This window comes from Pseudomonas mangiferae (genome assembly GCF_007109405.1).
GTDB classification, from domain to species: domain Bacteria; phylum Pseudomonadota; class Gammaproteobacteria; order Pseudomonadales; family Pseudomonadaceae; genus Pseudomonas_T; species Pseudomonas_T mangiferae.
Map to the genome: position 1 here is coordinate 205,848 of NZ_VJOY01000004.1, position 18,378 is coordinate 224,225.

Annotated in this window: 18 protein-coding genes; 12 read left to right on the forward strand and 6 right to left on the reverse strand. The window is 66.1% G+C overall.

Annotated elements, in window-relative coordinates; all coding sequences use genetic code 11:
• Positions 1–25 precede the first annotated feature (25 nt).
• Complete coding sequence (gene ligD, locus FM069_RS07120) at positions 26–2,710, forward strand: DNA ligase D (RefSeq protein WP_143487597.1); 2,685 nt, start codon at positions 26–28, stop codon at positions 2,708–2,710.
• Positions 2,711–3,231: 521 nt separating this feature from the next.
• Positions 3,232–3,729, forward strand: a complete 498-nt coding sequence (locus FM069_RS07125) for a hypothetical protein (RefSeq protein ID WP_143487598.1) — start codon at positions 3,232–3,234, stop codon at positions 3,727–3,729.
• Between the two features lie 22 nt (positions 3,730–3,751).
• Here the strand turns inward: FM069_RS07125 and FM069_RS07130 are convergent, their stop codons facing one another.
• Entirely contained in the window at positions 3,752–3,937 is a 186-nt protein-coding gene (locus FM069_RS07130; RefSeq protein WP_143487599.1) for a hypothetical protein, read from the reverse strand.
• A gap of 127 nt (positions 3,938–4,064) precedes the next feature.
• Here FM069_RS07130 and FM069_RS07135 point away from each other — a divergent pair, with 127 nt between their 5' ends.
• The 3 genes from FM069_RS07135 to recX all read left to right on the forward strand — a co-directional run bounded on the left by FM069_RS07135 (position 4,065) and on the right by recX (position 6,197).
• Positions 4,065–4,577 (forward strand): CinA family protein, encoded by a 513-nt coding sequence (locus tag FM069_RS07135; protein WP_143487600.1) that lies wholly within the window; start codon positions 4,065–4,067, stop codon positions 4,575–4,577.
• An 85-nt stretch (positions 4,578–4,662) separates the two neighbouring features.
• Positions 4,663–5,721 carry a recombinase RecA gene (gene recA / locus FM069_RS07140; protein WP_143487601.1) on the forward strand — a complete coding sequence of 353 codons (1,059 nt, stop codon included), beginning with the start codon at positions 4,663–4,665 and terminating at the stop codon, positions 5,719–5,721.
• Between the two features lie 5 nt (positions 5,722–5,726).
• The gene (gene recX / locus FM069_RS07145; RefSeq protein ID WP_143487602.1) at positions 5,727–6,197 is read left to right on the forward strand and encodes a recombination regulator RecX; all 471 of its coding nucleotides are present in this window, start codon (positions 5,727–5,729) and stop codon (positions 6,195–6,197) included.
• Positions 6,198–6,239: 42 nt separating this feature from the next.
• On the opposite strand, the gene FM069_RS07150 is transcribed toward recX, so the two are convergent.
• Together FM069_RS07150 and FM069_RS07155 are read right to left on the reverse strand one after the other, a co-directional pair.
• The gene (locus FM069_RS07150) at positions 6,240–7,319 is read right to left on the reverse strand and encodes an LOG family protein (RefSeq protein WP_143487603.1); all 1,080 of its coding nucleotides are present in this window, start codon (positions 7,317–7,319) and stop codon (positions 6,240–6,242) included.
• Positions 7,320–7,476: 157 nt separating this feature from the next.
• Positions 7,477–7,878, reverse strand: a complete 402-nt coding sequence (locus tag FM069_RS07155) for a quorum-sensing-regulated virulence factor family protein (protein ID WP_143487604.1) — start codon at positions 7,876–7,878, stop codon at positions 7,477–7,479.
• A gap of 221 nt (positions 7,879–8,099) precedes the next feature.
• Here FM069_RS07155 and FM069_RS07160 point away from each other — a divergent pair, with 221 nt between their 5' ends.
• Positions 8,100–8,813 (forward strand): tRNA-uridine aminocarboxypropyltransferase, encoded by a 714-nt coding sequence (locus FM069_RS07160; protein ID WP_143487605.1) that lies wholly within the window; start codon positions 8,100–8,102, stop codon positions 8,811–8,813.
• A gap of 329 nt (positions 8,814–9,142) precedes the next feature.
• Here the strand turns inward: FM069_RS07160 and FM069_RS07165 are convergent, their stop codons facing one another.
• Positions 9,143–10,027, reverse strand: coding sequence for a DMT family transporter (locus FM069_RS07165; RefSeq protein ID WP_143487606.1), 885 nt, complete (start codon positions 10,025–10,027; stop codon positions 9,143–9,145).
• Between the two features lie 120 nt (positions 10,028–10,147).
• Between FM069_RS07165 and erdR the strand changes: the two genes are divergently transcribed.
• Entirely contained in the window at positions 10,148–10,804 is a 657-nt protein-coding gene (gene erdR / locus FM069_RS07170) for a response regulator transcription factor ErdR (RefSeq protein WP_143487607.1), read from the forward strand.
• A 50-nt stretch (positions 10,805–10,854) separates the two neighbouring features.
• Positions 10,855–11,220 (forward strand): diacylglycerol kinase, encoded by a 366-nt coding sequence (locus tag FM069_RS07175; RefSeq protein WP_143487608.1) that lies wholly within the window; start codon positions 10,855–10,857, stop codon positions 11,218–11,220.
• A 16-nt stretch (positions 11,221–11,236) separates the two neighbouring features.
• Here FM069_RS07175 and FM069_RS07180 read toward each other — a convergent pair whose 3' ends face one another.
• Complete coding sequence (locus tag FM069_RS07180) at positions 11,237–12,163, reverse strand: LysR family transcriptional regulator (protein WP_143487609.1); 927 nt, start codon at positions 12,161–12,163, stop codon at positions 11,237–11,239.
• 114 nt (positions 12,164–12,277) lie between these two features.
• Between FM069_RS07180 and fpr the strand changes: the two genes are divergently transcribed.
• Positions 12,278–13,054 (forward strand): ferredoxin-NADP reductase, encoded by a 777-nt coding sequence (fpr, locus tag FM069_RS07185; RefSeq protein ID WP_143487610.1) that lies wholly within the window; start codon positions 12,278–12,280, stop codon positions 13,052–13,054.
• 72 nt (positions 13,055–13,126) lie between these two features.
• On the opposite strand, the gene tsaA is transcribed toward fpr, so the two are convergent.
• Positions 13,127–13,819 carry a tRNA (N6-threonylcarbamoyladenosine(37)-N6)-methyltransferase TrmO gene (gene tsaA, locus FM069_RS07190; RefSeq protein WP_143487611.1) on the reverse strand — a complete coding sequence of 231 codons (693 nt, stop codon included), beginning with the start codon at positions 13,817–13,819 and terminating at the stop codon, positions 13,127–13,129.
• Between the two features lie 159 nt (positions 13,820–13,978).
• Here tsaA and FM069_RS07195 point away from each other — a divergent pair, with 159 nt between their 5' ends.
• From FM069_RS07195 to FM069_RS07205, 3 genes are all read left to right on the forward strand, one after another.
• On the forward strand, positions 13,979–14,518 hold the full coding sequence (locus FM069_RS07195; protein ID WP_143487612.1) for a YaeQ family protein: 540 nt from the start codon (positions 13,979–13,981) through the stop codon (positions 14,516–14,518).
• 33 nt (positions 14,519–14,551) lie between these two features.
• Complete coding sequence (recJ, locus tag FM069_RS07200) at positions 14,552–16,267, forward strand: single-stranded-DNA-specific exonuclease RecJ (protein WP_143487613.1); 1,716 nt, start codon at positions 14,552–14,554, stop codon at positions 16,265–16,267.
• Between the two features lie 319 nt (positions 16,268–16,586).
• Entirely contained in the window at positions 16,587–18,092 is a 1,506-nt protein-coding gene (locus FM069_RS07205) for a M4 family metallopeptidase (RefSeq protein ID WP_143487614.1), read from the forward strand.
• The last annotated feature ends 286 nt before the right edge of the window (positions 18,093–18,378 follow it).

The window sequence follows — 18,378 nt, forward strand, 5'->3', positions numbered from 1 at the left end:
CCTAGCGAACCGAAGGAGCTGCGAAATGGCCACAGCACTGGATGAATACGCCCGCAAACGGGACTTTTTGGCGACCCCCGAACCGAGTGGAAAACGCTCCCGTGGCCGCCAGGCCGGCGCGCACGCCCTGCAGTTCTGCATCCAGAAGCATGACGCCAGCCACCTGCACTACGATTTCCGCCTGGAGTTGCAGGGCACGCTGAAAAGCTGGGCGATCCCGAAAGGCCCCTGCCTGGACCCCAAGGTGCGCCGGCTGGCGATCCAGGTGGAGGATCATCCTCTGGACTACGCCGGCTTCGAAGGGCATATCCCGGAAGGCCACTACGGGGCGGGCGACGTGATCGTCTGGGACCGGGGCATCTGGGTGCCCCAGGGCGACCCGATTGAGGGATATGCCAAGGGCCGTCTCAAGTTCGAGCTGCACGGCGAAAAGCTCAATGGCCTGTGGAACCTGGTACGTACCCACCTGGAGGGCCGGAAGACCCAGTGGTTCCTGATCAAGTCCCACGACGAGCAGGCACGGGCCGCACAGGATTACGACATTCTCGAAGACCGGCCCGATAGCGTCCTCAGCGACCGCACCCTGCCCTCGAAGCCGAAACCCGCGGCAAAGACGCCGGCTCGAAAAAACCGCAAGACGGCTGCCGATACGCGAAAGCCCGCCCAGGCGGTGGTCGAGGGTGGTGAGTCGCGCGCCTTGCCGGATGTCTTCACGCCCCAGTTGGCCACCCTGGTGGACGCCATACCGGAGGGCGATTGGTCGTACGAAATCAAGTTCGACGGGTACCGCATCCTCGCCCGGGTGGACGGGGATGACATCCGCCTGTTCACCCGCAACGGCAACGACTGGACCGCCCGCATGCCGCGCCAGGTCGAGGCGCTCCGCGCGCTGGGGGTGGAGTCGGCGTGGCTGGATGGTGAGATGGTGGTGACCAATGCCCAGGGCAATCCGGATTTCCAGGCGCTGCAGAACGCCTTCGAGGATTCGCACAGCGGGCGTATCGCCTATTACCTGTTCGACGTTCCCTATCTCAATGGCACGGATCTGCGCGATGTGCCCGTGGAGCAGCGCCGGGCCGCCCTGGACGCGCTGTTGAAGGACAACCGAAGCCCACTGTTGCGTTATTCCACCTCCTTCGACGAGGCGCCGGAGAAGGTTCTCGCCAACGCCTGCCGGATGAAGCTGGAGGGTCTGATCGGCAAGCGCCTGGGCAGCCCCTACTCGTCGAAGCGCAGCGCGGACTGGATCAAGCTCAAGTGCAAGCAGCGGCAGGAATTCGTGATCGTCGGCTACAGCGATCCCAAGGGAACGCGCAGCGCCATCGGTGCGCTCCTGCTGGGGCTGCACGACTCGGACTCCCGGGAGCTGCGCTTCGCCGGCAAGGTGGGCACCGGCTTCAATGCCGTCACCCTGAAGAATCTGCTGGAGAAACTTCAGCCCCTGCAACGCGAGACGCCGGCCGCCGCGAATGCGCCCAAGGGCTACCAGGCCCGCGGCGTGCACTGGCTGGAGCCGACCCTGATGTGCGAAGTGGCGTTCGCCGAGATGACCCGCGAAGGCATCGTGCGTCAGGCGGTGTTCCACGGGTTGCGCAACGACAAGCCGGCGAAGGCGATCAGCCAGGAGCGGCCCGTGCCAGTGGAAGCGGTCGAGTCACGCCAAGATACAACGGAGACGGTCGCCAGGCGCCCCAAGGCGGTAGCCGGCTCCACTTCTACCGATAACCAAAAAAAGCAGGCCATCGCCCAAGGAGAGCAGCCGGTGCACGCCAAGCCCACCCGTCGGTCCGCCGCCAAGCAGGCCGCCACGCCGGTGGCGGGCAAGGTCAGAATCACCCACCCCGAGCGGATCATCGATGAGTCCTCCGGCTTCACCAAGCGAGACCTGGCGGAGTACTACGGGCGAATCGCACCCTGGGCACTGCCCTGGCTCGAGGATCGTCCAGTGGCCCTGGTACGGGGACCGGAAGGCATCGGCGGCGAGCTGTTCTTCCAGAAGCACGCGGCCCGCTTGAGCATCCCCTATATCACTCAGCTGGACCCTGCCTACGAGCCCGAGCACCCGCCCCTCATGGTCATCGAATCCGCCGAAGCCCTAGTGGGGGCAGCGCAGATGGGGACTCTCGAGCTGCATACCTGGAATGCCACCGTGCCGAAGCTGGAAAAGCCCGACCGCTTCGTCCTCGATCTGGACCCCGACCCGGCGTTGCCCTGGAAGGCCATGGTGGAGGCGACCCAGCTGACCCTGACCCTGCTGGACGAGCTGGGCCTGCGTGCGTTCATCAAGACCAGCGGCGGCAAGGGCATGCACGTAGTAGTACCGCTGACCCGTCGCCTGGGTTGGGAACCGATTAAAGCGTTCAGCCAGGCCATTGCCCAGCATCTGGCGCGGCTGATGCCGGATCGCTTCTCGGCCACGTCGGGGCCGAAGAACCGGGTCGGTCGCATCTTCATCGACTACCTGCGCAACACCCGCGGAGCGAGCACCGTGTCGCCCTACTCGGCCCGCGCACGGGAGGGGCTGCCGGTATCCGTGCCGATCCACAGGGAAGAGCTGACCGAGATCAAGGGGGCCAGTGCCTGGGACATCCGCACCGTGCTGGCGCGTCTGGAAACGCTAGGCGACGACGATCCCTGGGCGGAGCTGCGCAGTGTGCGTCAGAGCATCACCGCGGACATGCGCGCGCGCATGGGTCTGAAGACCCGCTGACCTTTTCGACAGGAGACTCGACATGTACCGCCGTCCATTGACCATCCTCGCCGTCACGCTTCTCGTATCGGCCCACGCCCTGGCCGCCAACGTCACGCCGGCGCCGGGCGCCGAAGGCCTGGCACCAGCACGGGAAGCGGCAACACCGTCAACGGCGCCGGCACCGGCACCAACCCGGGGTCCGGGGATGAGTCGGGGACTGGTACCGGCGCGCCTGGCAGCGGGGGCAGCGGAGGCGTCGATCAAGGTCGCCAGGAGCAGCCGGCAACGCCGAAGGCGGACCACCGGAACGCTCCAAACGACGACTCCCAAGGGCAGGAGAACCGCAGCCACTAGTCGCGAAGGGTGGCTATTCGTCGCACGCGGACTTTCGCGGGCGGGGGGACGAAGTGCTAAAGTCGGCAGTCGAACCAGGGAGGGTGCATGGACTGCCTCGAACACACGCGCTACCTCGGCGCGCTTTTCCCCCGCCTACCTCACATACCCGGTCACGCCAGCCGTCCTCTCGGGAGCGCGGAACCGTGAGCGAACCGGAAATCTACGCCGAGCGCTATTCGTCTTCCGAGCGCTGTCGTCTGCTGTTGCTCTATGTCTGCGTCGCCAGCGCCTTCTACATCGGCTTCAAGGTCTGGGTGCTGCCTTGGCTGAACTTCTACCTGAATCATGCCGACTGCCTGAACCCGGAGCGCTCCAGCGCAGCGGTGTTCTGGGCGGGCTTCTTCGTGGGGGTGCCGATCTTCGGGAGCCTGGTGGTCGCGGTGATGACCGTGCGCCAAGGCCTGGCGGTACTCGCCCAGGGCCGTTATCCCGCCCGTGGGCAGAAGGCCTTGTGGCGATCCCGGGTGCTGTACGGAAGCGCGGCGTCCATCCGGGGCACGCTGCTGGTCCTGGCGCCCTATCTGTTCCTGTTGATGACGATTGGCGCTGGGCTGGAATTGTCCAAGCAGTCAGTCGCGCCTCGTAGTGCCCAGGAAGCGGCGTGCCAGCAACAGCATCCCACAATGCTGGGCGGGCGCTGATCCTGCTGGCCACCGGCCGGGTTCATTTGTTCAGCACGCGCTCCGCTTCGTTGACCTTGCGCTCCAGTTTTTCGTTTTCCGCTTCCTTCTTGCGTAGCGACTCCGGCGTGATGACCTTGTCGATCGTCTCGGTGGCGGGGTCGGGGCGGACGATCTTTTCGGTGACGCTGGTCTTGTCGTCCGTGTGGGCAGGGTTGCGCTCGCTCATGGTCGCTCCTCATCAAGGGGTGTAGGCGATAGAAACCCCGGGCACCGGCAAAGTTCAGCAGGCCTCGCCTGGGCAATGGCGATGCCCTGCGGTACCGTGGGCACCGGTTGACGGCTGGAGCGCGGGAATGACGACGCACGACGAAAGAACCACACGGCTCGCCTTGTGCCTGGGTGATTGCCTGGTCCAGCAAGGTAAACAGGTGACCACCGCAGAGTCCTGTACCGGTGGCGGGATCGCCGAGGCCATCACCCGCATCGCCGGCAGCTCCACCTGGTTCGAAGCCGGCTACGTGACGTACTCCAATGGCCAGAAGACCGCGCAGTTGCAGGTCGATCCGCAGCTGTTCGAACAGGTGGGCGCGGTCAGTGCCGAAGTGGTGGACGCCATGGTGCGAGGCGCCCAACGCCACAGCGGCGCCCACTACGCGGTGGCGGTCAGCGGCATCGCCGGGCCGGGGGGCGGTACGCCCGAGAAGCCGGTGGGCACGGTCTGGATCGCCTGGGCGGCGGGTGATCAGGTCGATACCCGGCTGTGCCATTTCCAGGGCGATCGCCAGGCGATCCGCCAGCAGACGGTGGTCACCGCCCTGGACGGGCTGGTCCGATTGACGGCAGGGGAAAACCCGACCCGGGGGTAGGCGCGGACAAACTCCTGTGGAATAATACTGTCTACTTATACAGGTATCGACGGCCGCCAGGCCCCTTGAACACGAGAGGACTTAAATGGACGACAACAAGAAGCGCGCATTGGCTGCTGCCTTGGGTCAGATCGAACGTCAATTCGGCAAGGGCGCCGTCATGCGCATGGGCGACCATGAGCGCCAGGCGATCCCGGCCATCTCCACGGGCTCCCTGGGTCTGGACATCGCCCTCGGCATCGGCGGTCTGCCCAAGGGGCGGATCGTCGAAATCTATGGCCCGGAATCCTCGGGCAAGACCACCATGACCCTCTCGGTGATCGCCGAGGCCCAGAAACAGGGCGCCACCTGCGCCTTCGTCGACGCCGAGCACGCCCTGGACCCCGACTATGCCGGCAAGCTGGGAGTGAACGTCGATGACCTGCTGGTCTCCCAGCCGGATACCGGCGAGCAGGCGCTGGAAATCACCGACATGCTGGTGCGTTCCAATGCCGTTGACGTGATCATCGTCGACTCGGTCGCCGCCCTGGTGCCCAAGGCCGAGATCGAAGGCGAGATGGGTGACATGCACGTCGGTCTGCAGGCCCGTCTGATGTCCCAGGCGCTGCGCAAGATCACCGGCAACATCAAAAACGCCAACTGCCTGGTCATCTTCATCAACCAGATTCGCATGAAGATCGGTGTGATGTTCGGCAGCCCGGAAACCACCACCGGTGGTAACGCCCTTAAGTTCTACGCCTCGGTGCGCCTGGACATCCGCCGTACCGGCGCGGTGAAGGAAGGCGAGGAAGTGGTGGGCAGCGAGACCCGGGTGAAGGTGGTGAAGAACAAGGTGTCGCCTCCTTTCCGCCAGGCGGAATTCCAGATTCTCTACGGCAAGGGCATCTACCGGAACGGCGAAATCATCGACCTGGGCGTGCAGCTCGGCCTGCTGGAGAAATCCGGCGCCTGGTACAGCTACCAGGGCAGCAAGATCGGCCAGGGCAAGGCCAACTCCGCCAAGTACCTCGAGGACAACCCGGAAGTCGCGGGCGCCTTGGAGAAGGGCATTCGCGAGAAGCTGCTGGGTAACAACAACGCCAACGCGAGCAAGAGCGCAGCGACGGCTCCCGCTGGCGATAACCTGGCTGACGTTGACCTCTGACCTTCGTGGCGGCCGAGCTGGATAACCCGGCCGCCGTCCGCCGCGCGGCGATGGACCTGCTCGCCCGCCGCGAGCATGGGCGTGTCGAGCTGGCGCGAAAGCTGCACCGTCGCGGCGCGCCTGACGTGCTCATCGACACCGCGCTGGACCGCCTCGCCGAAGAAGGCCTGCTCAGCGAGTCCCGTTACCTGGAAAGCTTCATCGCCAGCCGTGCCCGCGGTGGGCATGGGCCGTTGCGCATTCGCGAAGAACTGGGCCAGCGGGGTCTGGCTCGGGAGGCGGTAGAGCAGGCGTTGAAGGAGGCGGACATCGACTGGTACGCCCATTTGCTCGACCTTTGGCAGCGTCGTTTCGCCGGATGCGTGCCCCAGGATGCGCGGCAGCGCGCCCAGCAGGGGCGCTTCCTGGCCTATCGAGGCTATCCGATGGACATGATCGGGCGGGTCTTGCGAGGCAGGGGAGCGGACGACACCTGATCCCGTGGGCCATGCGCGTAGCGCATGGCCTGGCAGGGACGGTCAGGCGGGGTTCGCCCAGTGTTCCGGCAGGTTGATGAAGTCGTACAGCTCGCGAAGGCGACCATGGTCACGGCCGTTGAAGGCGAACACCAGGCGCGTCAGTTCGGAGAATTCCGACTCTTCCTTGTCCGCTTCGTCATAGGCCTGCTGCGTGAAACCGGTGTTCAGGCACAGGTCGCCGAAGTCCGCCTCGAGGGCGGACATGGCGGTCTCGCTCAGGGCATGGTTCATGCGAATGATGAAGTTGTTCTTCAGCCAGCGACTGGAGTGGAAGTTGCGGTAGAACTGGCTGATTTCTTCGGCCGCCGCCTCGGCGCTGTTCACCAGCCGCACCAGCTTGAGGTCGCTCGGCAGGATGTAGCGGTTTTCCTCGAGCTGGCGACGCATGAAGCCCAGCGCATCCTCCCAGAAGCTGCCGTTGGCCTCATCCAGCAGCACCACCGGCACCAGGGGGCTCTTGCCGGTCTGGATGAGCGTCAGCACCTCCAATGCCTCGTCGAGGGTGCCGAAGCCGCCGGGGCAGAGCACCAGCGCATCCGCTTCCTTGACGAAGAACAGCTTGCGCACGAAGAAGAAGTGGAACGAGAGCAGGTTGTCGGTGCCCTCTACCGTGGCGTTGGCATGCTGCTCGAAGGGCAGGGTGATGTTCAGGCCCAGGCTATTGTCCAGACCGGCGCCTTCGTGGGCCGCCGCCATGATGCCGCCGCCGGCGCCGGTGATGACCATCAGGTCGCGCTTGGCCAGCGCCTCGCCCAGTTGCCGGGCCAGGGCGTAGACCGGGTGCTCGACCGGCGTACGGGCCGAGCCGAACACGGTCACCTTGCGCCGACGCTTGAATTTTTCCAGCACGCTGAAGGCGTGCTCCATTTCCTTCAGGGTCTGCAGGAGGATCTTCGCATCCCAGCGATTGCGGTCCGCCTGGGCCATCCGGACGACGGTCACCAGCATGTCGCGATAGAGGGGGCCGTTGAGACTGCCAGTGGGGACGGTGAGATTGAGCAGTTCGTCGACTTTCTGCGCGAGATCGATACCGCTGCTCTTGAAGTGCCTTTCCAGATAATCGTCTGGCTGATGGGGCATGGTGTTCTCCTTTCTCGAACCACACCCTGAGCGTACCCGATAGCTGGAGTTCCGGCACGGCCCCGTTGCAGACGTTCCGGACCAGTCCCCAACGGCGCGGTTGGGAGGAGCGGCGCGGGCGCTGGAGGCGACCGCGACAGAGCCGGGCGCCGGCAGGTTATTTCAGACCGCAGTCCGCCTTGGTGAAGCGTTCGGTGGTGACGGGGCGGTTGCTCTTGTACTCGGTGAACTCGTAGCGCAGGGTCGCGCCGCGGGCGAGTAGCTGGCGGAAGCCGCCGTTGCGGCAGACGCTGGCGGCCAGTTGGCTGCGTACCGTGTCCGGGTTGCTGCGCATCTGCATCGCATGAGCCTCGCGAACGCTCAGGTGGTCGACCAGCTCGTTGCCGGACACCGTGTAACCCTGGTCGAGGATGTCTTCGTTGATCGCCCGCGGGGTGCCGACGCTGCTTTCCTTGGCGACCTTGTCCAGCATCTGGGTCAGTTCGTAGTCCTTGAGCGAGGCGGCCTGCAGGCCGAAGGGCAGGGCGCAGCAGACGATCAGGGTGGTGAGACGGGGCATGGAGCTCTCCAGGCGAAGGTAAGTCCGCTTTGACCGGACGGGTGGGGTCCGGTTCGCCGCGGGCGGCAAGACCGGCATTCTCGCGCGAATGACCGCGCTGTCGAAAGTGACGTCGAGACCTTCTGGTAGACTGCCGCGCCTTTTTCCCGGATAGCCGCCGTGTACCTGTCGCGCCCGTTGCTCCTGCCCGCTCCCGAGCGTCCCTCACGGCGGGCCGCCCCATGAGCCATGCCGTGGCCCGGTTGCGGGCGGCACGGCTGGCGCGTGCGACCCGCCCGTTCGTCGCCCGCGGCTCCCGGGCGCCCCGCTGCGAACGCTGCCGCCTGCAGCCGGGCTATTGCCTGTGCCAGTGGACGCCGCGCGTACCCACCGAGGCCGGGATGTGCCTGCTGATGTACGACGCCGAGCCCATGAAGCCCACCAACACCGGTTGGCTCATCGCCGACGTGGTGGAGGAAACCGCCGCCTTCGGCTGGGCGCGCACCGAGGTGGACCCCGCGCTACCGGTGCTGCTGGCCGACCCCCGATGGCAACCCTACGTCGTGTTCCCCGGCGAATACGTCGCGCCCGAGCGCCTGGTGGTGGATCACCTGCTGCCCGCTCCGGGCAAGCGGCCCCTGTTCATCCTCCTGGATGCCACCTGGAGCGAAGCGCGCAAGATGTTCCGCAAGAGCCCGTACCTGGAGGCTTTCCCGGTGCTCAGCCTGCAGCCGGAGCAGCTGTCCCGCTACCGCCTGCGTCGCTCGACCCGCGACGAGCACCTGTGTACCGCCGAGGTCGCCGCACTGTGCCTGGAACTGGCCGGCGACACCCTGGCGTCGGACGCCCTGGGCCGCTACCTGGACGTCTTCACCGAACGCTACCTGGGTGCCAAGCACGCGCTGCCCCTGGACGAGGAGAGCCCGGCGCACCGGGCACTGCGGGCCTTTCTCTGACGCCGGGGATCGGCGCGAAGCGTGCCTGGCAGTGGCCTTGTCTGAACCAGGAGAGCCCGGCCCAATGGCCATTACCGGACGTTCATCGACGCCTCACGATCAAAGGTGAGGCGTTCGAGTGGACGCTGGCGACCCGCACCGCCAATACCGCTCGGAATCGGTCTTCGACTGCGTGGGTGTACACGAGATGCGTCTGCGTTCGATAAAGCAGTTCGGGACGCCGCTGCTGGCGTAAGCACAGCCCTCGCCGTGTTGCCTCTATTTCGCCAGCGATCTTCTTGCGGCAAGCGGGTTGTGCGCCTTCAGCCGCTTGCAAAGGGCGATGACCGTCAAGCCGGGCGCGCTGCCTTCTGCGGCCACAGCTGCGCCACCAGCATGCCGCCGAACATCAGGGCGCAACCGAAGTAGCCGCGCAGGTGCAAGGACTCGCTGAGCATCACTGCGCCGGCGATGGCGGCGAATACCGCCTCCAGGGACAGGATGATGGCTGCGTGGGAGGCGATGGCATGCTTCTGGGCGATCACTTGCAAGGTGAAGCCGATGGCCACGCCGAACAGCCCGCCATAGAGGATGGCCGGGGCGGCGGAGAGGATCGCGTCGAGGTGGAAGGGCTCCAGGCACAGCGCCAGGGTCAGGCTGACCACCGCGCAGGTGGCGAATTGCAGCAGGGCCAGGCGCAGCGGGTCGTACCGGCTGGCGTAAAACCCGACCAGCAGCACGTGAACGCCCCAGACGAAAGCGCCCGCCAGCTGTAGCCAGTCGCCGGACGCCACCTGAAAGTTTTCGCCGACGCTGAGCAGGAACATGCCGACCACCGCCAGCATCGCACCCAGCCAGATACCGAGGCCGGCACGATGGCCGATGACCAGGCCCAGCAGTGGCACCACGATCACGTAGAGCCCGGTGATGAACCCGGAGTTGGTCACGCTGGTGAACAGCAGGCCCACCTGCTGCAGGTTGATGCCCAGGGACAGGGCCAGCCCCATCAGCACGCCGCCGGTCAGCAGGCCCCGGTGCACGGGGGCGGCGGGCTCGCCGGCCTTGCGGTACAGGATCAGCGGCAGCAGCACCAGGGTCGCCAGGCTGAAGCGCAGGCCGGTATAGAGGAAGGGGCCGATGGCATCCATCCCCAGGCGTTGTGCAACGAAGGCCGAGCCCCAGATGGCGGCAGTGATCAGCATCAGCAGGTCGGCACGCAGGGCCTGGGTTCGCATGGGCGGTCCTCGGAGGGCAAAAAGCCGAAACTTTGCCGCAAAGCCGTGCGCTTGACCACCCCGGCCGGGCTCGGCATGCTGGGCGCCGCCAAGGCCCCAAGAAGAACAAGGACATCGCTCATGGCCGCCTACGAAATCCTCATCGCCGACGACCACCCGCTGTTCCGCAGCGCCTTGCAACAGGCGCTGAGTCTCGGCCTGGGGCCCGAGGCACGCCTGGTGGAAGCCGCCAGCATCGCCGAACTGGAACAGCGCCTGGAAGAGAATGCCGCCTGGGACCTGGTCCTGCTGGACCTGAACATGCCCGGCGCTTACGGCTTCTCCGGCCTGGTGCTGCTACGCGGGCAGTACCCGCAGATCCCGGTGGTGATGGTGTCCGCCCAGGAGGAAATGGCGGTGGTCGCCCGCTCCCGGGAATTCGGCGCCAGCGGTTTCATCCCCAAGTCCAGTTCCCTGGAAGTCATTCAGGCGGCGGTGCGCGCAGTGCTGGACGGAGACGTCTGGTGGCCGCCCCAGGCTCGCAGCGAGGCGGTGGTATCCGCCGAGGCACGGGCCGCCAGCGCCGGCCTGTCGAGCCTGACGCCGCAGCAGTTCCGGGTGCTGACCATGGTCTGCGAGGGCCTGCTGAATAAGCAGATCGCGTATGAGTTGAGCGTCTCCGAGGCGACCGTGAAGGCCCATGTCACGGCCATCTTCCGCAAGCTCGGCGTGCGTACCCGGACCCAGGCGGCGCTGATGCTGCAGCAGCTGGAGTCGATCCCGGCCGCGTCCGCCTGATTTCCTTACGACGACCGGTCGCGCCGGCGTCCCTTCCCTGTGCAGGTGTCATGTCCCCCTACAAAGGTCATTCCGGACTCAAACGCATCCTCAACGCCACCGGCTATTCCCTGGACGGCCTGAGCGCCGCCTACCGCGGCGAGGCCGCCTTCCGCCAGTTGGTATTGCTGGCGGTGGTGCTGATTCCCCTGGCGTTCTGCTTCGAGGTGTCCCGCGGCGAGCGGGCGCTGATGATCGCCGTCTGCCTGCTTGCACTCATCGTCGAGCTGTTCAACTCGGCTATCGAGGCGGTGGTGGATCGGATTTCCCTGGAGCGCCACCCGTTGTCCAAGGACGCCAAGGACATGGGCAGCGCCGCGCAGTTCGTGGCCCTGCTGCTGATCGGTGCGGTCTGGGGCACCATCCTGTTCGGCTGAGCGTTCCCGTCGCCGGTCAGGCAATGTTCGGCAGGACGATCTCGTCGCTGCGCTCGACCCCGGCGGTCAGCGCCCGACAGGCCTCGAGGAACTCGCGCATGGCTGCGGTCTGGTATTTCTGCCGGTGCCAGATGAAGTAGAACTGCCGGCGCAGGTCCAGCTCCGGTGTCTCCAGGGGCACCAGGCTGCCGCGGCGGAAGGCGTCCCGTAGCGCCAGGCGCGAGATGCAGCTGATCCCCAGGCCCGACTCCACCGCTCGCTTGATCGCCTCGGTGTGTTCCAGCTCCAGGCGGACGTTGAGGCCGAGGGGGTAGCGCCCCAGGGCCCGATCGAAGGTGCGGCGGGTACCGGAGCCCAGCTCCCGCAGGATCCAGGCTTCCTCCATCAGCTCCTTCAGGGTGGCGCGGCCGTGCTGGGCGAGGGGGTGACCCGGCGCGCAGAACACCACCAGTTCGTCTTCCACCCAAGGCTGCACGTCCAGGTCGGGGTGCTGGCAGTCGCCTTCGATCAGACCCAGGTCAATGTCGTAATGGGCCACCTGCTGGACAATGTTCGCCGTGTTCTGCACGTGCAGGCTCACCTTGCACTCGGGGTGGCGTTGCATGAAGGTGCCGATCAGCAGGGTCGCCAGGTAGTTGCCGATGGTCAGGGTCGCGCCCACCGCCAGGGAGCCGAAACCACTCTTGCCACTGAGCAGGTCCTCGATCTCCCGGGCCTGCTCAAGCAGCGCCATGGCCTGGGGCAGCACCTGGCGGCCGAGGGCGTTGAGGCTCAGGCGCTTGCCGGCGCGATCGAACAGCCGGCAACCGGTCTGACGTTCCAGCTCGGTGAGGGAGGTGCTGGCGGCGGACTGCGATAGGGACAGCGACACGGCCGCGCGCGACACGCTTTCCTGCTGGGCTACCGCGACGAACACCTGGAGCTGACGTAGGGTGAAGCGCATATCTATATAACCTATTAGCTATATCTTGATAATCCACTTAACAGATATTGTGACCGCCACTAGAATGCCGCGCAATTCTGCCCGGTATACGGTCATTTCAGGAGTACCCGCACCATGAGCAAGCTGGCCACCGAGCGCGTCCTCAGCGTTCACCACTGGAACGACACCCTGTTCAGTTTCAGGGTCACCCGCGACCCCGGGCTGCGTTTCGAGAACGGCCAGTTCGTCATGATCGGCCTGGAGGCGGAAGGGCGTCCGCTGCTGCGTGCCTACTCCATCGCCAGTCCCAACTACGAAGAACACCTGGAGTTCTTCAGCATCAAGGTGCAGGACGGCCCGCTGACCTCGCGCCTGCAGCATCTGAAGGTGGGCGACGAGCTGATCGTCAGCCGCAAGCCCACCGGGACCCTGATCCTCGGCGACCTGCTGCCCGGCAAGCACCTGTACCTGCTGAGCACCGGCACCGGCCTCGCGCCGTTCATGAGCGTGATCCAGGACCCGGAAACCTACGAGCGCTTCGACAAGGTGATCCTGGTCCACGGCGTGCGCTACGTGAACGAAGTGGCCTACCGCACCTTCATCACCGAGGAGCTGCCGAACAACGAGTTCTTCGGCGACGCGGTGAAGGAAAAGCTGATCTATTACCCCACCGTCACCCGCGAGCCGTTCGAGAACCAGGGCCGCCTGACCGACCTGATGCGCAGCGGCAAGCTGTTCAGCGACATCGGCCTGCCGCCCATCAACCCGCAGGACGACCGCGCGATGATCTGCGGCAGCCCGAGCATGCTGGACGAGACCAGTGCCGTGCTGGACAGCTTCGGCCTGAAGATCTCCGCGCGCATGGGCGAGCCGGGCGACTACCTGATCGAGCGGGCCTTCGTCGAGAAGTAACCCGCCCGGTTGGCAATGAGGCCCGCTTCAGCGGGCCTCGTCGTTTCCGGACCGCTGACCGGGCGCCGGGCGTCAGGCGCGTACCACGTCCAGCACCCGGATTCGCCCGGGCTCGGGGTAATGCCAGTGCACATCCACGTCCCACAGGCGCACGCCGTACCGCCGTTCCGGGGGCGGGACCTGATAGGCGGGCTTCGGGTCCTGGGCCAGGCACTGCTCGACGAGCGCCACCAGCGGCTCCGCCAGCCGCTGGCCATGGACCGTCGCCGCGTCCAGGGCCGGTCCGTCCCACTCCACCGGAATCGCGGGCGGCGCATCGGCGCCGATGCGGTTCACCGCACCCTCGACGCGGTCGGCGTAGGGCACGTAGGGCTTGATGTCGAGGACCGGCGTGCCGTCCAGCAGGTCCAGGCCCGACAGCCAGAGGCGCCCCGGCTCGACCCGCTCCAGGCGCACCACTGACTGGCCGATGCCGTTGGGGCGATGGGTGGAGCGGGTCGCGAACACCCCCAGCGAGCGATTGCCTCCCAGCCGGGGCGGGCGCACCTTGAGCCGCGGTGTGTCTTCCAGCGCCTGGTGGAAGAGGAACAGCAGCCAGACGTGGCTGACCTGCTCCAGGCCGTCCACCGCGCCTGCCTGGTCGAAGGGCGGCAGCAGCTCCAGCACGCCGCGGGCGGCTGGCGCCAGGTGCGGCTGGCGGGGAATGGCGAACTTCTCCTTGAAGCAGGAACGGACGACGCCGACGGGGGTGACCGAATGGCTCATGGGCGGTACGCGACGGGAAGGGGTCGCCATGGTACCCGAAGGCCCGCCGTTCCCGGCAGCGTCGCGCCGCCCGCTTCGTCGGCGCTGCCCGGGCGCGTTCGTGTCGGTCACGCTTTCGCGCTAGACTTGCGGCCTTTTGATCCCCGGACCGAATCGCCCATGGCTCTGCAAGCCACGCCCTACAAAGTCGAACTGAACCTCACCGACCTGGACCGCGGGGTGTACGAGAACCTGCGCTTCACCGTCGCCCGCCACCCCTCGGAAACCGAGGAGCGTCTGGCCGTGCGCCTGCTGGCTTATGCGCTCTGGTACGACGAACAGCTGGCCTTCGGCCGCGGCCTGTCCGACGTCGACGAACCGGCGCTGTGGGAAAAGAGCCTGGATGGGCGGGTCCTGCACTGGATCGAGGTGGGCCAGCCGGATGCCGAGCGCATGACCTGGTGTTCGCGGCGGACCGAGCGGGTCAGCGTGGTCGCCTATGGCAACCTGCGGGTCTGGAGCGCCAAGGCGCTCGACGGGGTCAAGACCCTGAAGAACCTCAGCGTGGTCGGCGTGGCCCAGGAAGCCTTGAGTGAACTGGCCCGGGACCTGCCCCGTAGCATCAACTGGAGCGTAATGATCAGCGAAGGTACGTTGTTCGTCACCGATGACCGTGGCCAACACGAGATTCCGCTGGAGTGGCTGCTCGGCGAACGCTGAGTCGCCGTCCTTCCGCCTCACCCGAGCGAACCGATGCGTATCGAAAGCCGCCCGTTACCCGATGCCTTGCCCGACCTGGGCGACCTGCCGCCGCTGCTGACCCGCCTGTACGCCTCCCGCGGGGTGCGTTCTGCCGCCGAACTGGACAAGGGGTTGGCGCGGCTGATCCCCTACGCCCAGCTCAAGGGCATCGAGGCGGCGGTGGACCTGCTGGTCTCGGCGCTGGAGCGGCGCGAACGCATCCTGGTGGTGGGTGACTTCGACGCCGACGGTGCCACGGCCAGCAGCGTCGCGGTGCTGGGTCTGCGCCAGCTGGGCGCGGCCCAGGTGGACTACCTGGTGCCCAACCGCTTCGAGTACGGCTACGGCCTGACCCCGGAAATCGTCGCCGTGGCCCTGCAGCGGCAGCCGCAGTTGCTGGTCACCGTGGACAACGGCATCTCCAGCGTCGACGGGGTGGCCGCGGCCAAGGCCGCGGGGTTACGGGTGCTGGTCACCGATCATCACCTGCCCGGCGCGGAATTGCCCGATGCCGACGCCATCGTCAACCCCAACCAGCACGGCTGTACCTTCCCCAGCAAGGCGATGGCCGGCGTCGGGGTGATCTTCTACGTGCTGCTGGCGCTGCGGGCGCGGCTGCGGGAGAACGGCTGGTTCACCCGAACCGGCACGGCGGAGCCCAATCTCGCCGAGCTGCTGGACCTGGTGGCCCTGGGCAGCGTCGCCGACGTGGTGCCCCTGGACACCAACAACCGCATCCTGGTCCACCAGGGCCTGGCGCGCATCCGCGCCGGCCGCGCCCGGCCGGGCCTGCGGGCGCTGCTGGACGTGGCGGGCCGCGATCCCCAGCGGATCACCTCCACCGACCTCGGGTTCATCCTCGGCCCGCGGCTGAATGCCGCCGGCCGGCTGGACGACATGGCCCTGGGCATCGAATGCCTGCTTTGCGAGGACGAAGCCCTGGCGCGGGATATGGCGGTGCAACTGGACCAGCTGAACCAGGACCGCAAGGTCATCGAGCAGGGTATGCAGCGCGAGGCCCTGGCCCAGCTCAAGGAACTGCCGGTGGACGGCCTGCCCTTCGGGCTTTGCGTGTTCGAGGCCGACTGGCACCAGGGCGTGATCGGCATCCTCGCGTCGCGCCTGAAGGATCGCTACCACCGGCCCACCATCGCCTTCGCCGAGGCGGACCCCGGCGTGCTCAAGGGCTCGGCCCGCTCGGTGCAGGGCTTCCACATCCGCGATGCCCTGGACGCCGTGGCCGCCCGCCATCCCGGGCTGATCAGCAAGTTCGGCGGCCATGCCATGGCCGCCGGCCTGACCCTGCCCCTGGAGCACTTCGGCGCCTTCGCCGCCGCCTTCGATGCGGAGGTGAGACGCCACCTGGTGGAAGGGGACCTGAACGGCCGCCTGCTCACCGACGGCGTGCTGGGGGTGGAGGAGTTCCACCTGGAGCTGGCCCGTTCCCTGCGGCATGCCGGGCCCTGGGGCCAGCATTTCCCCGAGCCGCTGTTCCATGGCGTGTTCCAGCTGGTGCAGCAGCGGCTGGTGGGCGAGCGCCACCTGAAGCTGGTGCTCAAGAGCGAGTGCGGTCGCCTGACCGTGGACGGCATCGCCTTCAACGTCGACCGCGAGCTGTGGCCGGACCCGACGGTGCGCTGGGCGGAGATGGCCTACCGGCTGGACCTGAACGAGTACCGCGGCCAGGAAAGCGTGCAGTTGATGGTGACCCACCTGGCGCCCCGCTGAAGAAAACGTACCGAAGCTCCAAGAAAAACCGCTCTGGCTCGCGTGTTTCCGGCCGGCGAATGGCGCTGCTGGCAGAGTAATGGGCGGTCCAGCTTGCCATCCCTAACTTTCGGTTGGTTTTGTTTCGAGGATGTGTCTTTCTCGTTGATTTGCTTTGCTTGTCGAAAAACGCATGTCTATACATTCCTCTCCATGAGGCCAGGGCTGCGCAAGGTCGCGATAAACAGCCCGGGCTAAGGAATTCCGCCACAACCCAAAAGGAGGCGGAAATGGAAGCCGAAGATATCCTCCGGCTCCAATAATCAGGAGAAGCATGTCGATGAAGAGGAATTTCGCACTAAAGGCTTTTGTTCTGGCCTCCTTCACCCTTCCGGCCGTTTCTTTCGCGGCCGACCTGATCGATGTTTCCCAACTCAACAGCAAGCGCACCACCGTGGCCGGTACCTCCGACCTGCGCGCTGAGCTCGGAGCCGGAGCAACTGATCTGAAAGTCCAGCGCTACGGCGCCGTGGGGAACAAACTCGTCACCCGCTACAAGCAGTATTACAACGGCGTGCCCGTGTGGGGCGAAGCGATCACCGAAGTCAGCGGTGGCGGCAACGCCAAGTCCCTGGCCGAGCCGTCCCGCAGCGGCCGTTACGTCGCCAACATCGGCGCCGACCTGGTCGCAGGTACCAAGGCCACCTTGTCCAAGGAGCAGGTGCTGGGTCAGGCCAAAAGCCTGAAGGCCCAGGGCCGCACCACCCTGAACGACAAGGCCGACCTGGTGGTCCGCCTGAACAGCGAGAATGTCGCCCAGCTGGCCTACGTCGTGTCCTATTTCATTCCCGGCAACGAGCCGAGCCGTCCGTTCTTCATCATCGACGCCAACAGCGGCTCGGTGCTGGAGCAGTGGGAAGGCCTGAACCATGCCGAGGCCAGCGGTCCCGGCGGCAACCAGAAGACCGGTCGTTACGTATACGGCACCGACTACGGTCCCCTGATCGTGACCAAGGATTGCAAGATGAACAGCGGTGACGTGATCACCGTCAACCTGAACGGCAGCGAGAACACCTCGCTCAATACCCCGTTCAAGTTCTCCTGCCCGTACAACGACTACAAGCAAACCAACGGCGCCTACTCGCCCCTCAACGACGCCCACTACTTCGGCAACGTCGTGTTCAACATGTACAAGGGCTGGTTCGGCGGCCTGCGCCCCATCAGCCAGAAGCTGTACATGCACGTCCACTACGGCAGCAACTACGAGAACGCGTTCTGGGACGGCAGCTCCATGAACTTCGGTGACGGCGCCAGCCGCTTCTACCCGCTGGTGGCGCTGGACGTGACGGCTCACGAGATCAGCCACGGCTTCACCGAGCAGAACTCCGGCCTGGTCTACGACGGCCAGTCGGGCGGCATGAACGAGGCCTTCTCCGACATGGCCGGCGAGGCAGCCGAGTACTTCATGCGTAACGGTCGCAACGACTGGCAAGTGGGCGCGGACATCTTCAAGGGCAGTGGCGCGCTGCGCTACATGGACTCCCCGTCCCGCGACGGCCGTTCCATCGAGCATGCCTCGAAGTACCGCAGCGGCCTCGACGTGCACCTGTCCAGCGGCGTGTACAACAAGGCGTTCTATCTGCTGGCCCACAAGACCGGCTGGAACACCCGCAAGGCCTTCGAAGTGTTCCTGGATGCCAACCGCTTCTACTGGACCGAGAACTCCACCTTCAACCAGGGCGCGTGCGGTGTGATCAAGTCCGCCCAGAACCGCAGCTACGGTTCGGCTGATGTGGTCAGCGCGTTCCAGCAAGTCGGCGTCACCTGCCCGAACGCTGCGCTGTAAGCAGAGTCGGCATCGACGAACGGGCCCGCAAGGGCCCGTTTTTCGTTGTGGGGGAAAAGTTGGCAAGCGCGCGGGTGTGAAGACGCGGGCAGGATAGGCTGGCCTGAGTTGGCCGAACGGGCGAGGCCTGCGTCACCAGTGGGCGGCACTGGCCAAGCGTGGCCGCGAGTCCCGTGACAAAGAGCTTAAGAACGTCGGCCGAAATGGCATCGTCGAACCTTCCCGGCCGATTCTGCCGGGACAGGCGGCGGATCGCCCGGCCAGTAACCGATCCCCTTCCTTATAT

Excerpts from the sequence above, each read along its gene's own strand:
- FM069_RS07165 (WP_143487606.1), bottom strand. The coding sequence starts at position 10,027 with ATGCGAACCCAGGCCCTGCGTGCCGACCTGCTGATGCTGATCACTGCC.
- FM069_RS07205 (WP_143487614.1), top strand. The coding sequence starts at position 16,587 with ATGAAGAGGAATTTCGCACTAAAGGCTTTTGTTCTGGCCTCCTTCACC.
- recA (WP_143487601.1), top strand. The coding sequence starts at position 4,663 with ATGGACGACAACAAGAAGCGCGCATTGGCTGCTGCCTTGGGTCAGATC.
- FM069_RS07160 (WP_143487605.1), top strand. The coding sequence starts at position 8,100 with ATGAGCCATGCCGTGGCCCGGTTGCGGGCGGCACGGCTGGCGCGTGCG.
- fpr (WP_143487610.1), top strand. The coding sequence starts at position 12,278 with ATGAGCAAGCTGGCCACCGAGCGCGTCCTCAGCGTTCACCACTGGAAC.
- FM069_RS07135 (WP_143487600.1), top strand. The coding sequence starts at position 4,065 with ATGACGACGCACGACGAAAGAACCACACGGCTCGCCTTGTGCCTGGGT.
- erdR (WP_143487607.1), top strand. The coding sequence starts at position 10,148 with ATGGCCGCCTACGAAATCCTCATCGCCGACGACCACCCGCTGTTCCGC.
- ligD (WP_143487597.1), top strand. The coding sequence starts at position 26 with ATGGCCACAGCACTGGATGAATACGCCCGCAAACGGGACTTTTTGGCG.
- FM069_RS07180 (WP_143487609.1), bottom strand. The coding sequence starts at position 12,163 with ATGCGCTTCACCCTACGTCAGCTCCAGGTGTTCGTCGCGGTAGCCCAG.
- FM069_RS07130 (WP_143487599.1), bottom strand. The coding sequence starts at position 3,937 with ATGAGCGAGCGCAACCCTGCCCACACGGACGACAAGACCAGCGTCACC.
- recJ (WP_143487613.1), top strand. The coding sequence starts at position 14,552 with ATGCGTATCGAAAGCCGCCCGTTACCCGATGCCTTGCCCGACCTGGGC.
- FM069_RS07150 (WP_143487603.1), bottom strand. The coding sequence starts at position 7,319 with ATGCCCCATCAGCCAGACGATTATCTGGAAAGGCACTTCAAGAGCAGC.
- FM069_RS07155 (WP_143487604.1), bottom strand. The coding sequence starts at position 7,878 with ATGCCCCGTCTCACCACCCTGATCGTCTGCTGCGCCCTGCCCTTCGGC.
- tsaA (WP_143487611.1), bottom strand. The coding sequence starts at position 13,819 with ATGAGCCATTCGGTCACCCCCGTCGGCGTCGTCCGTTCCTGCTTCAAG.
- FM069_RS07175 (WP_143487608.1), top strand. The coding sequence starts at position 10,855 with ATGTCCCCCTACAAAGGTCATTCCGGACTCAAACGCATCCTCAACGCC.
- FM069_RS07195 (WP_143487612.1), top strand. The coding sequence starts at position 13,979 with ATGGCTCTGCAAGCCACGCCCTACAAAGTCGAACTGAACCTCACCGAC.